The sequence below is a fragment of the Bacillus sp. SIMBA_154 genome, from assembly GCF_046536015.1.
Classification (GTDB): Bacteria; Bacillota; Bacilli; order Bacillales; family Bacillaceae; genus Bacillus; species Bacillus pumilus_P.
In genome coordinates, this window is record NZ_JAWJBV010000003.1 from 85,421 (window position 1) to 108,918 (window position 23,498).

The following is a 23,498-nucleotide window of genomic DNA, read 5'->3' on the forward strand; positions in this document are numbered from 1 at the left end:
TGTCATCTCCTTTATAAAAAATACGAGAACATGGCGCCTACCCACTCAAGCGGCCGTGTGAAAAGTGGGCGCTGTTTAAATTTCTCTTCTGTCATGAGCTCAGACACTTCAATGTGTTCACGAATCTTTTCCTCCACGTGTGCAGTAAAGACTTCATCATCAATGGCGACATCTACTTCCTCGTTTAAAAACAAGCTCCGTTTATCAAAATTCGCCGTACTGATGATGCACCGACTGTGATCAATGAGAATCGCTTTCGAATGATAAAACCCTTTATAAAAACGATACACAAGGCAGCCAGAGGCAATCAGATCCTTCAAATAATAAAATCCAGCTTCTTTGACAAGAGGATGATCAGCCTTCATTGGGATGATGATTTCGACAGTGACGCCTCGCTTCCGCGCCTCAAGCAAGGCCTTGAGAAGAGGGGCTGATGGAATAAAATAAGGCGTACAGATGGTGATCTGCTGTCTAGCCTGCTGAATATCATAGAGAAATAAAGCTTCTAAAGAAAAGCCAGCAGTCGCACGTGTAGTGCATTGTAATGTTCCCGGTTCCAATGCAGGGAAAACCTCGTATTGCAGCTGATGTATGCCTGATGATCGGTACAAATCATTGAGGAACACATGCTGGAGGTCTGCGACAACCTGTCCTGTCATTCGCAGGTGATAGTCCTTCCAAATGCCAAATTTGCCGTTTTTCCCTACATATTCATCGCCGATATTAAACCCGCCAATATAGCCAATCTTCCCATCAATCACCGTAATTTTGCGGTGATTTCTCATGTTTAAACGATAAATCAAAAAAGGAAAACGAGGTTTATTTAAAAAATAAAATTGAATGCCGCTTTTTTTGAGCATGTCGATCGACTTTTGATCAAATGGATAGGAGCCTAATCGATCGGTGAGCAAAATGACCGAAATCCCTTGTTCCGCTTTGGCTTTTAGTGCTTGTAAGATCCTTTGCCCAATCTTGTCGTTCTTTACAATAAAGAACATCATATGAATAGAAGAAGAGGCCTGCTGAATATCAGTGAGCAGCTGATCAAAAATTGGTTCGCCATCATGATAAAAGACTGCATCGCCACTTGTCTGGTCAAAAGTCCGTTCGAAAGCATGGGTAGAAAAATATTTCTTTGCCATATAAAGGTCCAAAATCACGAGTAGTACGATTATGATGAGTACGAGTAGGATGATCAATGCGATCATGAAGGTTCCTCCTTTTTTTGCATATTTCAATAGTGTACCCAAACGCGTAAAAAATATTGACTGAATACTCATTCATTATTTATGATAGAGGTACAACATGGAAACGGAACAAAGTGGGTTGTGGGGAATGAAAGGGGGAGCAAGATGAATAGCCTTTTAATGATGAACTTGATCGCATTTGCGGCGGTGACCGCTTACGCTGTGTATTTGTTTATTTATCTCATTCGAACACGAGCGGCGTATATTCGTCTTGGTAAAAAAGAAGAGTTTCAACAGGACATGAAGAAGCGTTTAGAGCGTGTATGGGTCAATGTGTTTGGGCAAAAGAAGCTGTTAAAGGATAAGAAGAGCGGCATCATTCATGTGCTGTTTTTCTATGGATTTATTCTTGTTCAGTTCGGAGCCCTTGATTTTATTATGAAGGGACTTGTCCCAGATAGCGGGCTCCCGTTAGGTCCGCTGTACGGCGTCTTTACGTTCTTCCAAGAAGTCGTCACACTTCTGATTTTAGTGGCGGTTGTTTGGGCTTTCCATAGAAGATATGTGGAGAAGCTTGTCCGTTTAAAAAGAGGCTTTAAATCAGGTCTTGTGCTGCTGTTTATTGGCGGCTTGATGCTGACAGTATTATTAGGGAACGGCACGAACATCATCTGGCATGGACACGCCCTATCACCAACTGAGCCAATTGCTTCGGGCATTGCTTTCTTGCTTGGCGGGCTCTCGCCTCTTGCGGCAACAATTGTTTTTTATGTCGCATGGTGGATGCATCTTCTCATTTTACTGACGTTCTTAGTGTACGTTCCGCAGTCTAAGCATGCTCATCTGATTGCAGGACCAGTGAATGTATTTGTCAGCAGATTGGACCCGCCAGGCAAGCTGCAAAAAATTGATTTTGAAGATGAGACACAAGAGACCTTCGGTGTTGGGAAAATTGAAGATTTCCGTCAGTCTCAGCTGATCGATCTTTACGCCTGTGTGGAATGTGGGCGCTGTACAAATATGTGCCCGGCAACAGGGACAGGGAAGATGCTTTCTCCAATGGACTTGATTTTAAGGTTAAGGGATCATTTAACAAATAAAGGGGCTGCTATTACATCAAAGACACCGTGGGTCCCGCAGCTTGCCTTCAAGCAGACAACTGCGAATCAGCTGGCGATGCAGGCGAGAGGAGCTGGAGCGGAAGAATCAGCTGCCAGCACCATGTATCATCCATCTCTCATTGGTGAGGTCATTACAGAAGAAGAAATCTGGGCATGTACGACTTGCCGAAACTGTGAAGATCAATGCCCTGTCATGAATGAACACGTCGACAAAATTATTGATATGCGCAGATATCTTGTACTGACAGAAGGAAAAATGGATGCAGATGCACAGCGTGCCATGACAAGCATTGAGCGTCAAGGAAACCCATGGGGATTGAACCGGAAAGAAAGAGAAAATTGGCGTGAACTTAGAGAAGATGTGCATGTGCCGACAGTGAAAGAGCTGAAAAAAGCAGATCAGACCTTTGATTATTTATTCTGGGTTGGTTCAATGGGAGCATATGACAATAGAAGTCAAAAGATTGCGCTTGCCTTCGCAAAACTGCTCAATGAAGCAGGTGTCTCCTTTGCCATCCTAGGCAATAAAGAGAAGAACTCAGGCGATACACCAAGAAGACTCGGGAACGAATTTTTGTTCCAAGAGCTTGCCACAAAGAACATCGAAGAATTTCAGAAAAACGGCGTGACAAAGATCGTCACGATTGATCCACACGCCTACAATTTATTTAAAAATGAATACCCAGACTTCGGGCTTGAGGCAGACGTATACCATCATACAGAATTACTGGCAGAGCTAGTGAAAGAAGGGAAAATAACACCTGTACATGAAGTGAACGAGGTGATTACCTTCCACGATTCTTGCTATTTGGGCAGATATAACGAGGTGTATGACCCGCCAAGAGACATTTTAAAAGCCATTCCTGGTGTGACGCTGAAAGAAATGGAGCGCAATCGTGAAACCGGTATGTGCTGCGGTGCAGGCGGAGGCTTAATGTGGATGGAAGAAGAGACAGGTACTCGGATTAACACAGCACGAACGGAGCAGGCCTTACAGGTGCAGCCATCCATCATCAGCTCAGGATGTCCTTATTGTTTAACCATGCTGGGAGACGGAACAAAAGCGAAAGAAGTAGAGGAGCAGGTTGGCACATTTGACGTCGCAGAACTTCTTGAAAAATCAGTGTTTGGCGAGGCTAAAACGAAGGCTTCGTAAGAGTGGCAGGCCGATGAATATGATGTTCATCGGCCTAAGCATGGCGCTGTTCATCAGCTGCCTGGACGATATGTAAGCGGTAACAAACGGGAGGGGAAATACATGAGCACGACAGTCATTGTATCTGGAGCGAGAACATCATTTGGAAAACTGGGCGGATCTTTAAGTGGTTTAACTGCCGCAGAATTAGGTGGAATGGCGATCAAGGCTGCGCTGGAAAGAGCCTCAAGTTCTCATGAGGTGGATGAGGTCATCATGGGAAGTGTTCTTCAAGGAGGACAAGGTCAGATCCCTTCTAGGCAAGCAGCTAGATATGCTGATCTTCCATGGTCGGTTCCGACGCAAACCATCAATAAAGTCTGTGCTTCTGGAATGCGCAGTGTCAGCACAGCAGACCAAATCATTCGAGCAGGTGATGCGGAGGTCATCGTGGCGGGCGGTATGGAATCCATGTCTCATGCCCCTTATCTTCTAAAAAAAGCGCGATGGGGCTACAAAATGGGAGATGGAGCGGTACAAGATGCGATGATTTTAGATGGATTAACCTGTTCGTTTACAGGTGTTCATATGGGCGAGTATGGAAGCATGGCAGCGAAGGAGCTCGGCATCACGCGAGAAGAGCAGGACCTTTGGGCGCTAAGAAGCCATGAACGAGCCATTGAAGCTCAAAAAAACGGCTTTTTTAAAAATGAAATCACCCCAGTCACCGTCAAGACGAAAAAAGGGGATCAGCTGATCACAGAAGATGAATCCCCGCGGCGTGATACGTCATATGAAAGGTTATCAAAGCTCATGCCGGTTTTTGATCAGACCGGTACCATCACTGCTGGGAACGCACCAGGTGTCAATGACGGAGCAAGTGCGCTTCTTCTAATGAAAGACACATATGCTAAGCAGCATGGCGAAAAGCCAATGGCTGTCGTGCTTGGACATACACAGGTAGCAGTAGAGGCAAAGGACTTTCCAAAAACACCAGCCTTTGCGATCGAAAAAATGTTACAGAAAACAGGAATGCGTGTAGAGGATATCGATTTGTTTGAAATCAATGAGGCTTTTTCAGCAGTGGCTCTTGCTTGCGAAAAAATACTCGGGCTGGATCGGCGGAAAATGAATATCAATGGAGGAGCAGTCGCGCTCGGTCACCCGATTGGGGCAAGCGGAACACGTATCATACTGACCTTGATTCATGCGCTCAGACAAAGAGGCGGCGGCATTGGCATCGCGGCGATTTGCAGTGGGGGCGGTCAAGGAGATGCCATCATGATCAAGGTGGATTAAAAGGGAGGCGTTTATTGTCATGCGTACAGAAGAGACCGTCATGGTCGTCGGGGCTGGTCAAATGGGATCAGGCATTGCCCAAGTATTTGCTCAGTCAGGCTACACAGTCCTGCTCCATGATGCACAAGAAGAGCAGATTCATCGAGCGATTTCCTCCATGACCAAACAACTGACGAAACGAGCGGAAAAAGGAAAGCTGGCACATCAGGCAGTCCGTGATATTACGCAGCGGCTTGCCATCTCAACAAATTTAAAGGACGTACAGCAGGCTCATTTGGTAGTTGAAGCGGCATCTGAACAAATGAGTGTTAAGAAGCAAATCTTTAAAACCCTCGATCAATTTGCAGAGGTGAAGACGATATTTGCGACAAATACGTCTTCCTTGTCGATCACAGAATTAGCAGCCGTTACGACAAGGCCAGAGCAGGTCATTGGCATGCATTTTATGAATCCGGTTCCTGTCATGAAACTGGTTGAGGTCATCCGTGCCCTGCAAACGAATGACGAAACGTATCAAATCGTTTTTGAAACAGCGAAGAAATTAAACAAGACCCCAATTGAAGTGGAAGACTTCCCGGGGTTTGTCTCAAATCGTATATTGATGCCGATGATCAATGAAGCGATTTATACCCTTTATGAAGGCGTGGCAGATGCAGAAAGCATTGACAGTGTCATGACACTTGGAATGAATCACCCAATGGGTCCGCTTCGTCTCGCTGATTTAATCGGACTGGATACATGTTTATTTATTATGAATACCCTTCACGAGGGTCTTGGAGATAGCAAATATCGACCTTGTCCTCTTTTGAAAAAATACGTAAGCGCAGGCTGGCTTGGCAGAAAGACAAAGAGAGGTTTTTACACATACCACGACCACTCATAGGGGGAGTCAAGATGGATGTTATGCTAACGGAAAAACAGCGTCTCTGGAGAGAACAAGTAGCATCATTTGCACGCCAGCATGTATTCCCTGAAGTAGAAGCCATGGAACAAGGCCAGTTTCCAAGCACACTTTTAGCTGAGATGGGACGGCAAGGCTTTCTAGGGCTTCCGATACCAGCTGCGTATCAAGGATTAGGGGCAGATTTTACAACGTATATCATCGCGATTCATGAATTATCGAAAGTGAGTGCAACCATCGGTGTCATTGTGTCCGTTCATACATCTGTTGTGACGATGCCTATTTTGGCTTTTGGTACGACCGAGCAAAAAAAATCCTATGTTCCGCTGCTTGCGTCTGGGCAGAAGCTGGGCGCCTTTTGCCTGACTGAACCAACAGCTGGCTCAGATGCTTCTAGTATTCAGCTTAGAGCAGAGCGGATAGACGACCACTATGAGTTAAATGGAACGAAAATTTTTATCACAAGCGGCGGGGAAGCAGAACTGTATCTTGTATTTGCAGTGACAGACCCTGCCTCTGCTAAAAAAAATATATCGGCGTTCATTGTCGAAAAAGATACGCCGGGGTTTACGATCGGAAAAGATGAGAAGAAAATGGGGCTGCACGGGTCAAAAACAGTGACGCTTCATTTTGATGGCGTGCGAATTCCGAAGGCGCAGCTGCTCGGTGCAGAAGGTGAGGGCTTCCGATTGGCCATGTCTAGCTTAAATGCGGGGAGAATTGGTATCGCGGCCCAAAGCCTTGGTATTGCAGAAGCCGCATTAACGGAGGCAGTGACTTATTTAAAGCAGCATCCAGCCGGTCTTGAAACGACCATTCGGCTAGGCGATTTAGCGGCGAAGCTTGAAGCGGCCAAGCTGCTCGTCTATCAAGCAGCTTCTTATAAAGAGGCAAACCGCCCGGTCACAAAGGAAGCGTCGATGGCGAAGTTATTTGCTTCAAAAACGGCGGTTGAGATCAGTACAGAAGCGATCCATTTGCTAGGCATGGACGGTTATACCAATCGATATCACACAGAACGCTATTTTCGTGATGCGAAAATTTGTGAAATCTATGAAGGAACAAGTGAAATTCAAAGGCTGGTCATTTGTAAACAGCTAATATGAAATGAGGTGGCTCATGATGCAGTTCCAATTAAGTGACGAACATGAAATGATACAAAAAATGGTGAGAGATTTTGCGAGAAATGAAGTGGAGCCAACAGCAGCAGAGCGAGATGAGACAGAAACCTATGATCCAGCTATTTTTCGCCAAATGGCGGAGCTCGGTTTAACGGGTATCCCATGGCCAGAAGAGGTAGGCGGGATCGGGAGTGACTATTTAGCCTACGTCATTGCAGTTGAGGAGCTTTCAAGAGTGTGCGCCTCTACAGGCGTTACCCTGTCTGCCCATACATCTCTCGCCTCATGGCCTATCTTTACTTTCGGAACAGCTGAACAAAAGGAGACCTATTTAAAGCCGCTTGCAGAGGGACAGAAGATAGGAGCATACGCTCTCACTGAAAACGGCTCCGGTTCTGATGCCGGCGGAATGAAGACAACAGCAGTGAAAGCGGGTAGTGAATACGTCCTGAATGGTGCGAAAATCTTTATAACAAATGGAGGCATTGCGGATTATTATATTGTGTTTGCCGTGACAGACCAAGAAGCTGCATCTCGAAATACAACCGCCTTTATTGTAGAAAAAGAGACACCTGGCTTCTCGATAGGTAAAAAAGAAAGCAAGCTGGGCATACGCTCATCGCCAACAACTGAAATCATCTTTGAAGATTGTCGCATTCATGAAAGGAACCGGCTCGGCAAAGAAGGAGAAGGGTTTAAAATAGCCATGATGACGCTCGATGGCGGCAGAAACGGCATTGCTGCACAGGCTGTTGGGATCGCCCAAGGCGCTCTTGATGCGGCGGTCAATTATGCAAAGGAGCGCAAACAATTTGGAAAACCAATCATTCAGCAGCAAGGGATCGCTTTTAAGCTAGCCGATATGGCGACAGCGATCGAGGCGTCGAGACTGCTCACGTACCAGGCAGCATGGCTTGAAACGAAAGGGCTTCCGTATGGAAAGGAATCAGCCATGTCCAAGCTCTTTGCGGGTGATACAGCCATGAAGGTGACGACAGAAGCGGTTCAAATCTTCGGCGGATACGGCTATACAAAGGATTACCCAGTCGAACGATACATGCGTGATGCGAAAATCACTCAAATTTACGAAGGAACACAGGAAATCCAGCGGCTGGTCATTTCGCGGAAACTGCTAGATATGTAGAAAAAAGCAAAGACCACCTGAACGTGAGGTGGTCTGTTTTGGTTTTGTTTCATTCAGTTTTCGAATTTGAGGCAATTTCCAATATTGACCCATATCATCACAGCATTATGTTAAAATTGGGAAAAATATAAATATGGAGGTTATGATGATGACGACCATCTTAGCATTAGTAACTCTGGTTATTTGGATCATGGTTTCCACAGAGCTTTCGAAGTCTTCAAAGAAGGACGATCAAGAAAAAAGTCGCAGAAAATTAATCGTATTAATGTCTGCGGGGACTTTGTTTACCATACCTGTCGTTTTCTCATTAATTCAGAACATTCAGCTTTAAATATGCACATTCGCCTATATCGCCGCTGCCTGTTTCGATTTCATCCATTTGAAAAAGACATAACGGACAAGCGGCCCCATAATTAAAAGCTGTAAAGGCAGCGCCATGATCACATTATGACCGAAAATCGTAAAGTAATCAGAAAGAATTGATTGTGCTTGAAATCCTGTGCTGATACTTTGAACCACATATCCGCATAAAGACATGAGGCACACCATCCCAAATACGATGCAGATGGAAAGAGTGAGAATAAAATAGAGTTTCTTGCCTTTCGGGGCAAAGCGGCTGGCTGCTTTTTTTGCTGAAGGTCCAACAATGTACATTTCAATCAACAAAGCGATGACAAAACCGAGCACATAGCTGAGGCCCCCTTCTAACCACGTCATATGTCCAAGCTGTCCATTTAGAAATAGATTGTAAAAGAACATCACTGAAAACATACAAAAACACATCAATACACCAAATTGTAAATTTTCTTTTTTTGTCATTGGCAATTCGATCAACCTCTCAAAATTAGTCTACTCATTATAGATTTTTGTATCAAACGGTCGTAAGTGAACATTTTGCGAAGGAATAAATTCCCTTTTTAGAGAAGAAGAAATAGCCCTTATGCGATCAAAATGGAAGACAAAAATGCACGTTAAATGTGGACGGCACACAAGAACCAGTCCAATTTAACGCAGATGATGAAGCTCTAGGTGCTCCCCGTGAGAAAAAATCAAAATTTAACATCGATAAAGGTGGCATAAACTCCCCTAATTTGTTTATAATGAGAGGTATGGTTTGTCGTAAGAATAAGGTATAAATACTTATTATTTCACTGATAAATGGATACATACATGTAATAGAAAGGGAGTGTCTGACCTTGAGTTTGAAAGAATACTCACAGGAACAGCTCAAACAAATGTCTTTAGTTGAACTTGCTTATGAAATTTTCAGAGACAGCAAAACACCGATCACGTTTTCCGAGTTAATAGATGAAATGATCCGTTTGCAAGGGATACAAAAATCTGATCTAGATGATCGACTTGCCCAATTTTATACAGACTTAAATATAGATGGCCGCTTTATTTCGTTAGGTGATCAGAGATGGGGACTTCGCAGCTGGTATCCAGTTGATCAAATCGAAGAAGAAGTTCAGCCAGCTGTGAAAACAAAAGCGAAAAAGAAAAAAACAAAAGCAGCTGTCGTTGAAGAAGACTTCGATGAGATTGAAGAGGAAGAAGAAATCGAAGAGCTTGAAGAAGATCTTGATCTTGTTGAAGCCGACGATGATCTCGACTTAGATGAAGAAGAAGTTGATGAAGATCTAGAAGACTTCGACGAAGATGATGACGAAGATGATGACGGCTTAACGGAGATTGATGAAGACGATTTAGACGAGGAAGAGGAAGGCAAATAACCCTCTCAAACCGGTCCTTAAAACAGGACAAAACCGTCTTGACTTTCGAGAGCGAACTATGTAGTATGTATTTTGGGCTCTCTAAAAAGAGTACGTAAAGATACGTTCATTTACGCTCCCTTTCATTTATTTGAAAGGGAGCTTTCTTATTTTTCAAGAGATTTAGGGATACACTCTAAAAAGGATGAAGCTGTGCATGTCTAGTCATGCAAGGGTAAAAAAGAGAGGAGCATACGAAATGACAAAGTATATTTTTGTAACAGGAGGAGTTGTTTCCTCACTTGGAAAAGGGATCACGGCTGCATCGTTAGGCCGCCTTCTAAAAAACAGAGGGATGGATGTCACCATTCAAAAATTCGATCCATATATAAATGTAGACCCTGGGACAATGAGTCCATACCAGCACGGTGAAGTATTTGTTACAGATGACGGTGCTGAAACAGACCTTGACTTAGGTCACTACGAGCGTTTCATTGATATTAACTTAAATAAGTACAGCAACGTAACAACGGGTAAAATCTACTCTACTGTCTTGAAAAAAGAGCGCCGCGGCGACTATTTAGGCGGTACAGTACAGGTCATTCCCCACATTACAAATGAAATCAAAGACCGTGTATACCGTGCAGGAAAAGAAACTGGTGCGGATGTTGTCATTACAGAAATCGGCGGAACAGTTGGAGATATCGAATCCCTCCCATTCCTTGAAGCGATTCGTCAAATGAAGAGTGACATCGGACGTGAAAATGTCATGTACATTCATTGTACCCTTGTTCCTTACATCCGTGCAGCAGGCGAATTGAAAACAAAACCAACACAGCATAGTGTGAAAGAACTTCGCAGCCTTGGCATTCAGCCAAACGTCATTGTTGTCAGAACAGAAATGCCAATGACACAAGACATGAAGGACAAAATTGCTCTATTCTGTGATATTGATACAAAAGCTGTCATCGAATGCCAGGATGCAGACACCCTTTACTCCATTCCGCTTGATTTACAAAAACAAGGATTAGACAAGCTTGTATGTGAGCACATGAAGCTTGAATGCCAAGATGCGGACATGACTGAGTGGACGGCTCTTGTCGACAAAGTGCAAAACCTTTCAAAACAAGTAACGATTGGACTTGTAGGGAAATATGTTGAGCTGCAAGATGCATACATTTCTGTTGTTGAATCACTTCGTCATGCTGGCTATGCATTTGATGCTGATGTTCAAATCAAATGGATCAATGCAGAGGAAGTCACAGCAGGGAATATAGCTGATCTCGCTCAAGATGTAGACGGTATGATCGTTCCTGGAGGCTTCGGAGACCGCGGAGTGGAAGGGAAAATCATTGCAACACAATATGCCCGCGAAAACAAAGTACCATTCTTCGGAATTTGCCTAGGAATGCAAGTCGCGTCTATCGAATATGCGAGAAACGTACTAGGCCTTGAGGGAGCTCATTCAGCGGAAATTGATCCAGAAACAGCATTCCCAATCATCGACCTTCTTCCGGAACAGAAGGATGTAGATGATCTAGGCGGAACACTTCGTCTAGGGCTGTACCCTTGTAAATTAAATGAAGACTCGAAAGCATATGTTGCATACAATGACGAAGTGGTCTACGAACGCCACCGTCATCGTTATGAGTTTAATAACGAATACAGACAGCAAATGGAAGCAGCAGGATTTGTATTCTCTGGTACAAGCCCAGACGGACGCCTTGTTGAAATTATTGAGCTGAAGGATCACCCTTGGTTCCTTGCTTCTCAGTTCCATCCAGAATTCATTTCAAGACCGACAAGACCACAGCCGTTATTTAGAGATTTCGTTGGTGCTTCACTGCAAGCATCTGAATCAAAATAAAACAAAAAACTGCCGAGAATATCATCTTCTCGGCAGTTTTTTTATTCATATTCCTCAACGATTTCTTTCACAGTAAACGATAGAGCATGGTAGACATATAAGCAGGTCATTAAAGCAGGATAGCCGAACCTTGTTCCATCCTCGGCAGGCACAAGTGGTTTCTTGAGCTGGAAATCAATGTGGACATCGCAATGCTCTTCAATTATTGACGTCTCCTTTTGTGCTGGCCCAACTCCAACAATGGGCGTACCTTGCGTGTGCAGTTCTTTTACAAGGGATTGAATCTCCTGATCTTCTGGATCTGAATAAAAAAGCAGAACCCTGTCACTTGGATGAAGTAAGCTGCGCTCCTTTTGATCCAGCGGCAGTACTTTTGCACCGGGAAATGGCTCCTTGCTTTCGGATGCCTCTAGGGCTACAGCAGCCAGCTCATTTCTTCCATGGAAATAAACAGCATGTCCACTGACGACGGCTTGAGCAAGAAGGCGTGCACCGTCCTCAATCGCTTCTGCCTGCTTTTCTCCAATACGTGAAAAAATACCTGATAACTGGGTGGTGAAAATTTTTAACAAGACTCATTTCCTCCTTCGGTCAGATCATTTTATAATAGAATATAAAGAGAATATTAGGAAAAATGCTCAGAAAATGTCGTAAAGTAAACTATTATAAATAAAGGAAATGTGAAAATCAAACAGAATTATTTAACAACTGCTCTTTTTATGGCGAAAAATGAAAGCAATGGGGTGTAACAGATGAATGAGAAAATTTTAATTGTCGATGATCAGTACGGTATTAGAATATTACTGAATGAAGTGTTTCATAAAGAAGGCTATCAAACCTTCCAAGCAGCTAATGGTCTACAAGCGTTAGATATTGTGAAAAACCATAGACCGAACCTTGTTCTGCTTGATATGAAGATTCCTGGAATGGATGGGATTGAGATTTTAAAACGGATGAAATTAATTGATGAAGACATCCGCGTGATCATTATGACAGCTTATGGTGAATTAGATATGATTCAAGAATCCAAAGAACTCGGTGCATTGACGCACTTCGCTAAACCATTTGATATTGATGAAATCCGAGATGCAGTCAAAGAATACCTGCCTCTTGAAACAAATGGCTAGCTGGAAATGATTGAATCGATTCATTCTGTTGCCGATTTGTCGAATAATTGGTATTCTAGATAAGAAGAAGAAAGCGATCTGACTTTGAAAGTTTACATATGGCGAGAAATTCTGGTCATGCTAGGGTGGAGAGCTTTTTTTAGTAAGCAAATTAGCTACATAGGGAGGATTTTTCATCATGCCTTTAGTTTCAATGACAGAAATGTTGAAAGACGCAAAGGAAAAAGGTTACGCTGTTGGACAGTTTAACTTAAATAACTTAGAATTCACGCAAGCGATTTTACAAGCTGCTGAAGAAGAGAAATCTCCAGTTATTTTAGGAGTATCTGAAGGAGCAGGACGCTACATGGGCGGCTTCAAAACAGTTGTCGCAATGGTTAAAGCGTTAATCGAAGAATATAATGTAACAGTTCCTGTTGCGATTCATTTAGATCACGGTTCAAGCTTTGAATCTTGTGCAAAAGCGATTCATGCAGGATTTACTTCTGTTATGATCGACGCTTCTCACCATCCATTCGATGAGAACGTAGCAACAACTGCGAAAGTAGTTGAGCTTGCACATTTCCACGGTGTATCTGTAGAAGCTGAGCTTGGAACTGTTGGTGGACAAGAAGACGACGTCATCGCTGAGGGCGTTATTTATGCTGATCCAAAAGAATGCCAAGAGCTTGTAGAACGTACTGGTATCGACTGCCTTGCACCTGCACTAGGTTCAGTTCATGGTCCATACAAAGGTGAACCAAACCTTGGTTTCGCTGAAATGGAAGAAATTGGTAAAATGACAGGTCTTCCACTTGTTCTTCACGGCGGAACAGGTATCCCAACTGCTGACATCAAGCGTTCAATTTCACTTGGTACAGCAAAAATCAATGTAAACACTGAAAACCAAATTGCTTCTGCGAAAGCAGTTCGCGAAACACTTGCTGCAAAAACAGAAGAGTATGATCCACGTAAATATCTTGGACCAGCTCGTGACGCAATTAAAGCAACTGTTATCGGCAAAATGCGCGAATTTGGTTCTTCTAACCAAGCATAATTTGATGAGAACCGAAAGCCGCCTGAGTCACAGGCGGTTTTCTCCATATCTTGAGAAAGCGCAATCAAAATTTACATTTCAGACAATTTTTTGATAGGAGAGTGGCACAGTTATGTTATTTTTCGTAGATACAGCGAATATTGCAGACATCAAAGAGGCGCACGAGCTTGGCATTTTAGCAGGCGTCACAACAAACCCTAGTTTAGTAGCGAAAGAAAAGGACGTATCATTCCACGATCGCCTTCGTGAAATCACTGACGTCGTGTCAGGTTCTGTCAGTGCGGAAGTCATTTCCTTAAAAGCAGAGGAAATGATTGAAGAAGGAAAAGAGCTTGCTGCCATTGCACCAAATATCACTGTCAAAGTTCCAATGACAACGGACGGCCTGAAAGCTGTCAAAGCGTTAACAGACCTTGGTATTAAAACAAACGTCACTTTGATTTTTAATTCAAATCAGGCTCTGCTTGCAGCTAGAGCTGGTGCGACGTATGTTTCTCCATTCCTCGGTCGTTTAGATGACATCGGCCACAATGGTCTTGATCTCATTAGCGAAGTGAAAACCATTTTTGATGTTCATGGATTAGATACACAAATCATTGCTGCATCCATTCGTCACCCGCAGCATGTGACAGAAGCTGCCATTAGAGGCGCTCATATCGGCACAATGCCGCTGAAAGTCATCAAGCAGCTGACAAAACACCCATTAACGGATGCAGGCATTGAGCAATTTTTAGCAGACTGGAATAAATAAGTGATTGTGGCAGGCGGGAGCGTATTCCGTTTGCCGCAGTTTTCTTTAAAAACGCTAAGAAATGTTTTGTGCAAAGAAGAGAACATCACAGCCTCGCAAAGCTTCGATTATTTTTCTTCCGACAAATTTCGTTTAACCTGTATTCTTTCTCTTGATATTGGCTAAATTTTGGACAAGACCTTTTAAAGCGCGACATCCACAAACAGTATAACTCCAACAGTGATCTTCTTTAAGAAGGGAGACAAATATGGAAAAGTTAAACATTGCCGGCGGTGACCCCTTACGCGGGACCGTACATATTAGTGGTGCGAAAAATAGTGCTGTGGCACTGATTCCTGCCACGATTCTCGCAGATTCTCCAGTAACCATTGAGGGCCTACCGCATATTTCAGATATAGACACATTACGAGATCTGTTAGAAGAAATTGGCGGGAAGGTAACATTTGAAAAAGGTGAAATGGTTGTCAATCCTAAAGCAATGATCAGCATGCCGCTTCCTAATGGGAAAGTGAAGAAACTGCGTGCGTCCTATTATTTAATGGGAGCCATGCTAGGCAGGTTCAAGCAGGCTGTCATCGGTTTGCCAGGAGGATGTCACTTAGGACCTAGACCGATCGATCAGCATATCAAAGGCTTTGAAGCACTTGGAGCCGAGGTGACAAACGAGCAGGGTGCAATTTATTTGCGTGCTGAAAAATTAGTCGGGGCCCGCATTTATCTTGATGTTGTCAGTGTGGGTGCGACCATCAATATCATGCTGGCAGCTGTACTGGCTGAAGGAAAAACGGTGATTGAAAATGCCGCAAAAGAGCCCGAAATTATTGATGTAGCGACACTGCTTGCAAGCATGGGAGCCAAAATCAAAGGTGCGGGTACTGATGTGATTCGAATCGAAGGTGTAGAATCTCTTCATGGCTGTAAGCATTCCATCATCCCTGACCGCATAGAAGCAGGTACGTTTTTAATTGCTGGTGCAGCGATGGGAGATGAAGTTGTACTTGATAATGTGATCCCAACTCATTTAGAATCAATTACGGCGAAACTTAGAGAAATGGGGTTCACCATTGAAACGAGCAACGATCAGATGCTGATCGTTGGCAGAAACGAAGGACTCAAGCCTGTCGATATCAAAACCCTTGTGTATCCGGGCTTTCCGACTGATCTTCAGCAGCCGATGACGGCCTTGTTAACAAAAGCGAAAGGCACGAGTGTGGTCACAGATACGATCTACTCTGCCCGCTTTAAGCACATTGACGAATTGCGTCGAATGGGTGCAAACATGAAGGTGGAAGGAAGATCTGCTATTATTACCGGACAAACGCAGCTTCAAGGAGCAAAGGTAAAAGCAAGTGATCTGCGTGCAGGTGCCTGTCTCGTTGTCGCAGGGTTAATGGCAGACGGCGTGACCGAAATCACAGGGCTTGAACATATAGACAGAGGATATAGTTTGCTTGAGGAGAAGCTTGAAGGCTTGGGTGCAACCATCTGGCGTGAAAAGCTGAATGACCAAGAAATAGAAGAACTTCAAAATTCATAAGGCTTTGACTGTGAGAGGAGATTTGGACAAAAATGGAAAGAAGTTTATCGATGGAACTAGTACGGGTGACAGAAGCAGCCGCTTTAAAATCTGCCCGTTGGATGGGAAGAGGAAAGAAAGACGAAGCGGATGATGCTGCAACAAGTGCAATGCGTGATGTATTTGACACCATTCCGATGAAGGGAACAGTCGTCATCGGCGAGGGAGAAATGGACGAAGCACCAATGCTTTATATTGGGGAAAAGCTTGGCAACGGATATGGACCTCGCGTGGATGTCGCTGTTGATCCATTAGAAGGAACAAATATTGTGGCAAGCGGCGGCTGGAATGCCTTAGCTGTCATTGCGGTTGCAGATCATGGCAACTTGCTGAATGCACCTGATATGTACATGGATAAGATCGCAGTAGGTCCAGAAGCGGTAGGCTGCATCGACATTGAAGCGCCTGTCATTGATAATCTTCGCGCTGTTGCAAAAGCGAAAAACAAAGATATTGAAGATGTTGTTGCGACAATTTTAAACAGAGGTCGACATGAGAAAATTATTGCTGAGCTGAGAGAAGCAGGAGCAAGAATTAAACTAATCGATGATGGTGACGTTGCAGGAGCCATTAATACAGCATTTGATCACACAGGTGTTGATATTCTATTTGGTTCAGGTGGAGCGCCTGAGGGTGTCCTTTCTGCTGTCGCGTTAAAGGCACTTGGTGGTGAAATCCATGGTAAGCTTCTTCCTCAAAGTGAAGAAGAGCAGAGACGCTGTGAGAAAATGGGGCTGGATGTTGGGAAAGTCCTAAGAATGGAAGACCTCGTAAAAGGAGACGATGCCATTTTTGCAGCGACAGGTGTAACGGACGGCGAGTTATTAAAAGGTGTTCAATTCAAAGGCTCTGTTGGAACAACACAAAGTGTTGTCATGCGTGCGAAATCGGGTACTGTTCGATTCGTTGATGGCAGACACAGCTTAAAGAAAAAACCGAATCTTTTCATTCGTCCGTAATCAGAAAGCGGGTATTCATTACCCGCTTTTCATATAGGTTTCAAATGTATATCATTTTCTGTTTAAAGTTGAATATTCTCTTCAAATGAGGTAAAACTAAAGAGTGCTGCGAAATTTCCTGCGAATTTACTTCTTTTAAGCTTCAACAAGTTTAAATACTGCCGCATCATGACGATATACTCTTTATCCTTCTCTATGTTGACAAAGCTCTATTCCACATTGTTTCTATCTATCAAATAAAACGAGTGGAGCGTTACCATTAGAGCAAGGTCATCCCAACAAAAAAGGAATTAAAAAGCTAATCAAATACAATGGTCATGCATTTGTAATGAAATACATTGACTAGAAAAGTGTGGTGTCCATATTGAAAGATGTTTCGATCTCATCTTTGGAAAATATGAAATTAAAAGAGCTGTATGAGTTAGCAAAACGCTACAAAATCTCTTATTACAGCAAACTAACAAAAAAAGAATTAATCTTTGCCATTCTAAAGGCAAATGCTGAGCAAGAGGATCTCTTATTTATGGAAGGGGTTCTTGAAATTATTCAGTCTGAGGGCTTTGGGTTCTTAAGACCGATTAACTACTCCCCAAGTTCTGAAGATATTTATATTTCTGCTTCACAAATCAGACGCTTTGATTTACGAAATGGAGATAAAGTGTCTGGAAAGGTACGACCTCCAAAAGAGAATGAACGCTACTATGGCCTCCTTCATGTAGAAGCGGTAAATGGGGATGACCCAGAATCAGCAAAGGAACGTGTTCACTTTCCTGCACTCACACCGCTATTTCCTGATCGCCAAATGATTCTTGAAACACAGCCTAATCACCTGTCTACTAGAATTATGGATATGATGGCGCCAGTTGGGTTTGGACAGCGTGGATTAATCGTTGCGCCGCCTAAGGCAGGAAAAACCATTCTGCTCAAAGAAATTGCCAACAGCATTTCTGAAAATCATCCAGAGGCAGAACTGATTGTCCTTCTTATTGACGAACGTCCGGAGGAAGTAACAGATATCGAACGTTCTGTTGCAGGGGATGTTGTTAGTTCAACCTTTGACGAAGTACCGGAAAACCACATTAAAGTAGCAGAGCTTGTATTAGAGCGTGCCATGCGTCTTGTTGAACATAAAAAAGATGTCATCATCTTAATGGACAGCATCACAAGGCTTGCTCGTGCATACAACCTTGTCATCCCACCAAGCGGCCGAACGCTTTCTGGGGGGATTGATCCAGCGGCTTTCCATCGCCCGAAACGTTTCTTTGGTGCTGCGCGTAACATCGAAGAAGGCGGAAGCTTGACGATTTTAGCTACTGCCCTTGTTGATACTGGATCACGTATGGATGATGTGATCTATGAGGAGTTTAAAGGAACTGGAAACATGGAGCTTCATTTGGACCGTTCTCTTGCAGAGAGAAGAATCTTCCCAGCGATCGACATTCGACGTTCGGGTACGAGAAAAGAAGAACTGCTTGTGCCAAAAGAGCATCTTGATCGTCTATGGGCGATGAGAAAATCGATGTCAGATACACCTGACTTCGCTGAGAAGTTCATGCGCAAAATGAGAAAAACAAAGACAAACCAAGAATTTTTCGATATTTTAACGCAAGAATGGAAACAAGCAAATATGTCTGCATCAAGAAGATAACTTCCTGAAAAAATACATTTGCAATCATAGACTCTCGCTGTTATAATTTTATCATGTGCGTTTCAGAATTTATTCTGAGATATTAACTCTGTTTCCGAATTGGATTCAGGGCGGAAGGAGATGACAGTAGATGAAAACAGGAATTCATCCTAACTACAAAAAAGCTACAGTCAAATGCGCTTGTGGAAATGAGTTTGAAACTGGATCAGTAAAAGAAGAGGTTCGCATCGAGATTTGCTCTGAGTGCCATCCTTTCTATACAGGCCGTCAAAAATTCGCTTCTGCTGATGGACGTGTTGACCGCTTTAACAAAAAATACGGTCTTAAGTAATAATAGATACAATAAACAGGCAGGAATCCGTTCTTGCCTGTTTTTTTACGTGGATTGATGGAACTTTAAAACGGGGGAGAAGACCTTATGTATGTGATGAAACAAAGCGGTTGGCTTGAAGTCATCTGCGGTAGTATGTTTTCTGGAAAGTCGGAAGAATTGATTCGGAGAGTCAAAAGAGCCACCTTTGCCAAACAAGAAGTAAAAATATTCAAACCAGCGATCGATAACCGATATAGTACAAGCTCAGTTGTGTCACATAACGGTTCATCAGTAGATGGGATTGCAGTAGCCTCACCAAAAGACATAATAACGCACATATCAGAAAGAACCGATGTCATTGGCATTGATGAGGTGCAATTTTTTGATGAGACAATCATTGATATTGTCACTCAATTGGCTGATAAAGGCTACCGAGTCATTGTTGCAGGCCTGGATCAGGACTTCAGAGGAGAGCCATTTGGTGTTGTTCCGCATTTAATGGCATGTGCAGAGCTTGTAACAAAACTTCAAGCAGTTTGTTCGGTATGCGGCTCCCCAGCGAGTAGAACACAACGCTTGATCGACGGTAAACCCGCATCCTATGATGATCCCATTATTTTAGTAGGTGCGCAGGAATCATACGAAGCACGATGCAGACATCACCATGAAGTACCAAGACTTGACGTTGGTACAACACTTGACAATTAAAAAAATAGCAAATGCCGCTGTGTTTTGTTTTTGAGATTTTGGATGAACACCCATCATTTGTACTTAAATAAATTAAATAACACTACGAAAAAATTATCTAATTTTCAACGCTTGCGTTTTAGCATAAGCAGGCATAAAATGACTAACTGTAGTGTAAAGCATTTTAACGAAAAGTTCGATTTCTTGTCATAATTTTTTTGATTAAGGATTTTTCTCCTTAATCATTCTTTTGATTAATAGTTAACTTTATTTATATTTTAGAAAGAGGGTAGTTTTTGATGAACAACGTGAAGAAAACAAAAGAAGGGTACCTCGAAACCACTTTAACAGGTAAAGATGTATTATCGATTCCAACGTTGAACAAAGGCGTTGCTTTTTCTGAAGAAGAAAGACAAGAGCTTGGACTAGAAGGATTACTTCCTCCAACTGTTCTGACTTTAGAACAGCAAGCGGAGAGAGCGTACAAGCAATTTCTAGCTCAGCCAGATCGTCTTCGTCAAAACGTATACTTAAGTGATTTGCAAAACCGTAACGAAGTATTGTTCTACAAGCTTCTAACAGACAAGCTTCGTGAAATGCTCCCTGTTGTTTACACGCCAACTGTTGGTGAAGCGATTCAAGAATACAGCCATGAATACAGAAGACCTCATGGTGTCTATCTTTCAATCGACAACATTGACGGCATTGAGAAAGCATTTGAAAACTTACATGCAACAGCTGGCGATATTGACCTAATCGTTGCAACTGACTCTGAGAGTATTCTTGGAATTGGTGACTGGGGTGTTGGTGGTATCAACATCGCAATCGGTAAATTAGCTGTTTACACTGCAGCAGCAGGTATTGATCCAAGCCGCGTGATTCCAGTTGTATTAGATGTTGGAACAAACAATGAAAAATTATTGAATGATCCATTATACATCGGTAACCACCACAAACGTGTACAAGGTGAAAAATACGAAGAATTCATTGATGCTTATGTAAAAGCAGCACTTAAATTCTTCCCGAAAGCATTGCTTCACTGGGAAGACCTTGGAAACAAAAATGCGCGTAACATCATGAAAAAATACAACGACAACATCTTAACATTCAATGATGATATTCAAGGTACTGGTGCCATTACTTTAGCGGGAGTACTTGCCGCTGTCAAGAAAACTGGTACTCAATTGAAAGATCACCGTGTTGTGATTTTTGGAGCTGGTTCAGCTGGTATCGGAATCGCAGATCAAGTGCGTGACACAATGGTACTTGAAGGTCTGACTGAAGAAGAAGCAAACAATGCCTTCTGGACATTAGACTACAGAGGATTGTTAACAGATCAATTTGAAGATGAAGTGCTTGATTTCCAAAAACCGTATCTTCGTTCATCTGATGAAGTTGAGGGCTGGGCTCGTGATGAAAAAGGACAAATTTCATTTGCAGAAACCGTTCGCAAAGTGAAGCCAACGATCCTAATCGGTACATCAGGTCAAGGCGGCGCATTCACTGAAGAAATCATTAAAGAAATGGCAGCTCATACAGAACGTCCAGTGATCATGCCAATGTCTAACCCAACACCACTTGCTGAGGCAGTGCCAGAGGATCTATTTAAATGGACAGACGGCCGTGTACTTGTTGCAACAGGAAGCCCATTCGAAAATGTTGAGTATAATGGCATCGAACATGAAATCGGACAATCAAACAATGCATTCGTTTTCCCAGGACTTGGTCTTGGTTCTATCGTAACGGAATCAAAAATCATCACAAAAGGAATGTTCGTCGCTTCTGCGAATGCGATTGCTGAAATGGTTGATCACAAAAAACCAGGTGCTGGCCTACTTCCAAGCATTGATAAATTGCAAGAAGTGTCAATCTATGTGGCAATTGAAGTAGCGAAAGCAGCAATTGAAGATGGGGTCGCAAGAAAAACGCCTGACAATATCGAACAAGCTGTGAAAGACGCAATGTGGACTCCTGAATATAAAAAAATTGTAAGAGCATAATAAAATATGTCATGCGGCGTTGTTTAGGGTAATCTAAACAATGCCGCAATAAATTGAAACATGTAAAGGATTTAAGGAGGAATAGTAAGATGGACTTTTTAAATATTTTGATCCTCCTAGCACCGATTTTTTTCGTTATCGCGCTGGGTTGGTTCGCAGGGAACTTCGGCAGCTATGACGCTAAATCTGCAAAAGGTGTAAGCACACTTGTTACAAAGTATGCTTTGCCAGCGCACTTTATCGCCAGCATTCTGTCAACACCAAAAGATAAATTCTATAGTCAAATTCCGTTCTTCGTTGCATTGATTTTAGGAATCGTTGGTTTTTATATCATTATCCTTCTTGTTACGAAATTTGCTTTTAAATATGATTTAACAGATTCATCTATCTTTTCGTTAAACTCAGCTCAACCGACCTTTGCATTTATGGGGATTCCGGTCCTAGGCAGTTTATTTGGGGCCCAAGAAGTTGCAATTCCGATTGCAATTACCGGAATAGTTGTAAATGCATTGCTTGATCCAATTGCGATTATTGTGTCAACTGTCGGTGAAAAAACAAAAGGAAAAGCCAAAGACGGCGAAAGCTTCTTGAAAATGACAACAAAAGCCATTTTGCACGGTTTATCAGAGCCGCTTGCACTTGCACCACTAGCGAGTATCATTCTTGTTCTTTTAGGATTTAAACTTCCTGAAATCGGACACGAAATGTTAGAGGAAATTGGAAGTGTTACATCAGGGGTTGCGCTATTTGCAGTCGGTGTCACTGTTGGTATCCGTAAGATTAAATTCAGCCTACCAGCATTCAGTATCGCATTGCTAAAAGTAGCTGTACAACCATTACTTATGTATTTTATCGCCATTCTTATGGGTCTTTCGGCAGATGAAATTACAAAAGCTGTATTACTTGTTGCCTTCCCAGGTTCAGCCGTTGCAGCGATGATCGCAACACGATTTGAAAAACAAGAAGCGGAGACTGCATCCGCATTTGTCATCAGTGCAATCATGTCATTAATTACATTACCGATCATTATTGCACTTACCGTATAATATAGTAGAAAGGCTGCCTAACCAGGCAGCCTCAGCGTGTAGACAAACCCTCGCATTCGTTGTCAGTCCTGCGCGCTGGTGCTCACGAATGTCAAATTCGCTCCGCTCCAGTGCTCGTCCTTCCTAGACTGCAAAGGTTTTCTATCACGCTGAAAAGAAGACAAAGGGCTAAAATAAAGATTATTTTAGCCCTTTGTCAACAATCTAAGGCTGCCTAACCAGGCAGCCTTTCTTAGCGAAATGAATGAAACAGAGGGAAAAGCATACGCTTCTTTTTGATCTTAGGGCGCTCGATTTCCTTGTCTTCTTCTACTTGAGACGGTTGTTTGAGTGTGGCTGCGAGGCGTTCAAGTTTAGTGGTTAAATCTTCAATTTCTCTACGATGCTGGAGCAGCTGATAGGACACACCTTCATCTGCTTTTTTAGCCAGCTTCCGTTCGAGCTCTTGTAAACGCACTTCAACGTCATGGACGTGTGATTGCTGCTGAAGTAGCTGCTTCACTTGCTCTTCTAATGCTTCAAACCTTTGTGTAGATTCATCAGTTTCTACAGCAGACGATAACTGACGAACTGTTTCCTCATGGATTGGCAGTCGAATGTCTTGGAGGATCACCCCTTCACTCATTTGGTGTTTGACTTCTTTTAGCAGCTGTACAATATCTTCATGAAATTCATAATGTCCAAGTTCATTCCGGGCGACAGGGATGTTGAGCTGTTTAACCCAACGCTGAATCGTTTTTGAAGAAACACCAATTTCTTTTGCAACCTCATTTGTATTCAAACCAAATGCCCTCCTTTTTTCAATTATAAGTACCATTCTCTTCAGGGAGGACCTGTTCCTTCACGTTAGACAAAACAAGTAACCAAT

At 42.9% G+C, this 23,498-nt stretch carries 21 protein-coding genes; 17 read left to right on the plus strand and 4 right to left on the minus strand.

The genetic code is table 11. The features are described from left to right. Positions 1 to 11: 11 nt before the first annotated feature. Complete coding sequence (gene cls, locus R0K30_RS06895) at positions 12 to 1,208, minus strand: cardiolipin synthase (protein WP_099726530.1); 1,197 nt, start codon at positions 1,206 to 1,208, stop codon at positions 12 to 14. Between the two features lie 144 nt (positions 1,209 to 1,352). Between cls and R0K30_RS06900 the strand changes: the two genes are divergently transcribed. The 5 genes from R0K30_RS06900 to R0K30_RS06920 all read left to right on the plus strand — a co-directional run bounded on the left by R0K30_RS06900 (position 1,353) and on the right by R0K30_RS06920 (position 7,908). Then, the gene (locus R0K30_RS06900) at positions 1,353 to 3,464 is read left to right on the plus strand and encodes a heterodisulfide reductase-related iron-sulfur binding cluster (protein WP_230030606.1); all 2,112 of its coding nucleotides are present in this window, start codon (positions 1,353 to 1,355) and stop codon (positions 3,462 to 3,464) included. A gap of 102 nt (positions 3,465 to 3,566) precedes the next feature. Continuing rightward, complete coding sequence (locus R0K30_RS06905; protein WP_256499085.1) at positions 3,567 to 4,742, plus strand: acetyl-CoA C-acetyltransferase; 1,176 nt, start codon at positions 3,567 to 3,569, stop codon at positions 4,740 to 4,742. 19 nt (positions 4,743 to 4,761) lie between these two features. Next, complete coding sequence (locus R0K30_RS06910) at positions 4,762 to 5,625, plus strand: 3-hydroxybutyryl-CoA dehydrogenase (RefSeq protein ID WP_230030608.1); 864 nt, start codon at positions 4,762 to 4,764, stop codon at positions 5,623 to 5,625. An 11-nt stretch (positions 5,626 to 5,636) separates the two neighbouring features. After that, positions 5,637 to 6,749, plus strand: a complete 1,113-nt coding sequence (locus R0K30_RS06915; RefSeq protein ID WP_249705364.1) for an acyl-CoA dehydrogenase family protein — start codon at positions 5,637 to 5,639, stop codon at positions 6,747 to 6,749. Positions 6,750 to 6,765: 16 nt separating this feature from the next. After that, positions 6,766 to 7,908, plus strand: a complete 1,143-nt coding sequence (locus R0K30_RS06920; protein ID WP_099726525.1) for an acyl-CoA dehydrogenase — start codon at positions 6,766 to 6,768, stop codon at positions 7,906 to 7,908. 345 nt (positions 7,909 to 8,253) lie between these two features. Here R0K30_RS06920 and R0K30_RS06925 read toward each other — a convergent pair whose 3' ends face one another. Then, a complete protein-coding gene (locus tag R0K30_RS06925; protein WP_326839048.1) occupies positions 8,254 to 8,727 on the minus strand; it encodes a DUF2798 domain-containing protein in 474 nt (157 codons plus the stop codon). Between the two features lie 377 nt (positions 8,728 to 9,104). Here R0K30_RS06925 and rpoE point away from each other — a divergent pair, with 377 nt between their 5' ends. Continuing rightward, positions 9,105 to 9,641 (plus strand): DNA-directed RNA polymerase subunit delta, encoded by a 537-nt coding sequence (gene rpoE, locus R0K30_RS06930; RefSeq protein WP_256499079.1) that lies wholly within the window; start codon positions 9,105 to 9,107, stop codon positions 9,639 to 9,641. A 238-nt stretch (positions 9,642 to 9,879) separates the two neighbouring features. Beyond that, positions 9,880 to 11,487, plus strand: coding sequence for a CTP synthase (pyrG, locus tag R0K30_RS06935; RefSeq protein WP_410609788.1), 1,608 nt, complete (start codon positions 9,880 to 9,882; stop codon positions 11,485 to 11,487). 41 nt (positions 11,488 to 11,528) lie between these two features. On the opposite strand, the gene R0K30_RS06940 is transcribed toward pyrG, so the two are convergent. Next, positions 11,529 to 12,059, minus strand: coding sequence for a DUF2529 domain-containing protein (locus tag R0K30_RS06940; protein ID WP_410609790.1), 531 nt, complete (start codon positions 12,057 to 12,059; stop codon positions 11,529 to 11,531). Between the two features lie 180 nt (positions 12,060 to 12,239). Between R0K30_RS06940 and R0K30_RS06945 the strand changes: the two genes are divergently transcribed. The 10 genes from R0K30_RS06945 (at position 12,240) to R0K30_RS06990 (ending at position 22,630) form a co-directional block, all read left to right on the plus strand. Next, on the plus strand, positions 12,240 to 12,614 hold the full coding sequence (locus R0K30_RS06945) for a response regulator (protein ID WP_003214681.1): 375 nt from the start codon (positions 12,240 to 12,242) through the stop codon (positions 12,612 to 12,614). A 178-nt stretch (positions 12,615 to 12,792) separates the two neighbouring features. After that, the gene (locus R0K30_RS06950) at positions 12,793 to 13,650 is read left to right on the plus strand and encodes a class II fructose-bisphosphate aldolase (protein WP_034660304.1); all 858 of its coding nucleotides are present in this window, start codon (positions 12,793 to 12,795) and stop codon (positions 13,648 to 13,650) included. 112 nt (positions 13,651 to 13,762) lie between these two features. Further along, positions 13,763 to 14,401 (plus strand): fructose-6-phosphate aldolase, encoded by a 639-nt coding sequence (gene fsa / locus R0K30_RS06955; protein WP_099726519.1) that lies wholly within the window; start codon positions 13,763 to 13,765, stop codon positions 14,399 to 14,401. 247 nt (positions 14,402 to 14,648) lie between these two features. Beyond that, on the plus strand, positions 14,649 to 15,938 hold the full coding sequence (locus R0K30_RS06960; protein ID WP_099726518.1) for a UDP-N-acetylglucosamine 1-carboxyvinyltransferase: 1,290 nt from the start codon (positions 14,649 to 14,651) through the stop codon (positions 15,936 to 15,938). A 32-nt stretch (positions 15,939 to 15,970) separates the two neighbouring features. After that, positions 15,971 to 16,936 carry a class II fructose-bisphosphatase gene (gene glpX / locus R0K30_RS06965; RefSeq protein WP_099726517.1) on the plus strand — a complete coding sequence of 322 codons (966 nt, stop codon included), beginning with the start codon at positions 15,971 to 15,973 and terminating at the stop codon, positions 16,934 to 16,936. Positions 16,937 to 17,300: 364 nt separating this feature from the next. Continuing rightward, a complete protein-coding gene (rho, locus tag R0K30_RS06970) occupies positions 17,301 to 18,584 on the plus strand; it encodes a transcription termination factor Rho (RefSeq protein ID WP_008354975.1) in 1,284 nt (427 codons plus the stop codon). 130 nt (positions 18,585 to 18,714) lie between these two features. Continuing rightward, entirely contained in the window at positions 18,715 to 18,915 is a 201-nt protein-coding gene (gene rpmE / locus R0K30_RS06975) for a 50S ribosomal protein L31 (protein WP_003215407.1), read from the plus strand. A gap of 87 nt (positions 18,916 to 19,002) precedes the next feature. Next, on the plus strand, positions 19,003 to 19,605 hold the full coding sequence (locus tag R0K30_RS06980; protein ID WP_099726516.1) for a thymidine kinase: 603 nt from the start codon (positions 19,003 to 19,005) through the stop codon (positions 19,603 to 19,605). A 278-nt stretch (positions 19,606 to 19,883) separates the two neighbouring features. Further along, positions 19,884 to 21,584, plus strand: a complete 1,701-nt coding sequence (gene malS, locus R0K30_RS06985; protein ID WP_410609794.1) for an oxaloacetate-decarboxylating malate dehydrogenase — start codon at positions 19,884 to 19,886, stop codon at positions 21,582 to 21,584. Between the two features lie 89 nt (positions 21,585 to 21,673). After that, positions 21,674 to 22,630, plus strand: coding sequence for an AEC family transporter (locus R0K30_RS06990; protein ID WP_099726514.1), 957 nt, complete (start codon positions 21,674 to 21,676; stop codon positions 22,628 to 22,630). Between the two features lie 232 nt (positions 22,631 to 22,862). Here the strand turns inward: R0K30_RS06990 and racA are convergent, their stop codons facing one another. Continuing rightward, a complete protein-coding gene (gene racA, locus R0K30_RS06995) occupies positions 22,863 to 23,411 on the minus strand; it encodes a chromosome-anchoring protein RacA (RefSeq protein WP_099726513.1) in 549 nt (182 codons plus the stop codon). Between the last annotated feature and the right edge of the window lie 87 nt (positions 23,412 to 23,498).

Excerpts from the sequence above, each read along its gene's own strand:
- cls (WP_099726530.1), bottom strand. The coding sequence starts at position 1,208 with ATGATCGCATTGATCATCCTACTCGTACTCATCATAATCGTACTACTC.
- R0K30_RS06900 (WP_230030606.1), top strand. The coding sequence starts at position 1,353 with ATGAATAGCCTTTTAATGATGAACTTGATCGCATTTGCGGCGGTGACC.
- R0K30_RS06905 (WP_256499085.1), top strand. The coding sequence starts at position 3,567 with ATGAGCACGACAGTCATTGTATCTGGAGCGAGAACATCATTTGGAAAA.
- R0K30_RS06910 (WP_230030608.1), top strand. The coding sequence starts at position 4,762 with ATGCGTACAGAAGAGACCGTCATGGTCGTCGGGGCTGGTCAAATGGGA.
- R0K30_RS06915 (WP_249705364.1), top strand. The coding sequence starts at position 5,637 with ATGGATGTTATGCTAACGGAAAAACAGCGTCTCTGGAGAGAACAAGTA.
- R0K30_RS06920 (WP_099726525.1), top strand. The coding sequence starts at position 6,766 with ATGCAGTTCCAATTAAGTGACGAACATGAAATGATACAAAAAATGGTG.
- R0K30_RS06925 (WP_326839048.1), bottom strand. The coding sequence starts at position 8,727 with ATGACAAAAAAAGAAAATTTACAATTTGGTGTATTGATGTGTTTTTGT.
- pyrG (WP_410609788.1), top strand. The coding sequence starts at position 9,880 with ATGACAAAGTATATTTTTGTAACAGGAGGAGTTGTTTCCTCACTTGGA.
- R0K30_RS06945 (WP_003214681.1), top strand. The coding sequence starts at position 12,240 with ATGAATGAGAAAATTTTAATTGTCGATGATCAGTACGGTATTAGAATA.
- R0K30_RS06950 (WP_034660304.1), top strand. The coding sequence starts at position 12,793 with ATGCCTTTAGTTTCAATGACAGAAATGTTGAAAGACGCAAAGGAAAAA.
- fsa (WP_099726519.1), top strand. The coding sequence starts at position 13,763 with ATGTTATTTTTCGTAGATACAGCGAATATTGCAGACATCAAAGAGGCG.
- R0K30_RS06960 (WP_099726518.1), top strand. The coding sequence starts at position 14,649 with ATGGAAAAGTTAAACATTGCCGGCGGTGACCCCTTACGCGGGACCGTA.
- glpX (WP_099726517.1), top strand. The coding sequence starts at position 15,971 with ATGGAAAGAAGTTTATCGATGGAACTAGTACGGGTGACAGAAGCAGCC.
- rpmE (WP_003215407.1), top strand. The coding sequence starts at position 18,715 with ATGAAAACAGGAATTCATCCTAACTACAAAAAAGCTACAGTCAAATGC.
- R0K30_RS06980 (WP_099726516.1), top strand. The coding sequence starts at position 19,003 with ATGTATGTGATGAAACAAAGCGGTTGGCTTGAAGTCATCTGCGGTAGT.
- malS (WP_410609794.1), top strand. The coding sequence starts at position 19,884 with ATGAACAACGTGAAGAAAACAAAAGAAGGGTACCTCGAAACCACTTTA.
- R0K30_RS06990 (WP_099726514.1), top strand. The coding sequence starts at position 21,674 with ATGGACTTTTTAAATATTTTGATCCTCCTAGCACCGATTTTTTTCGTT.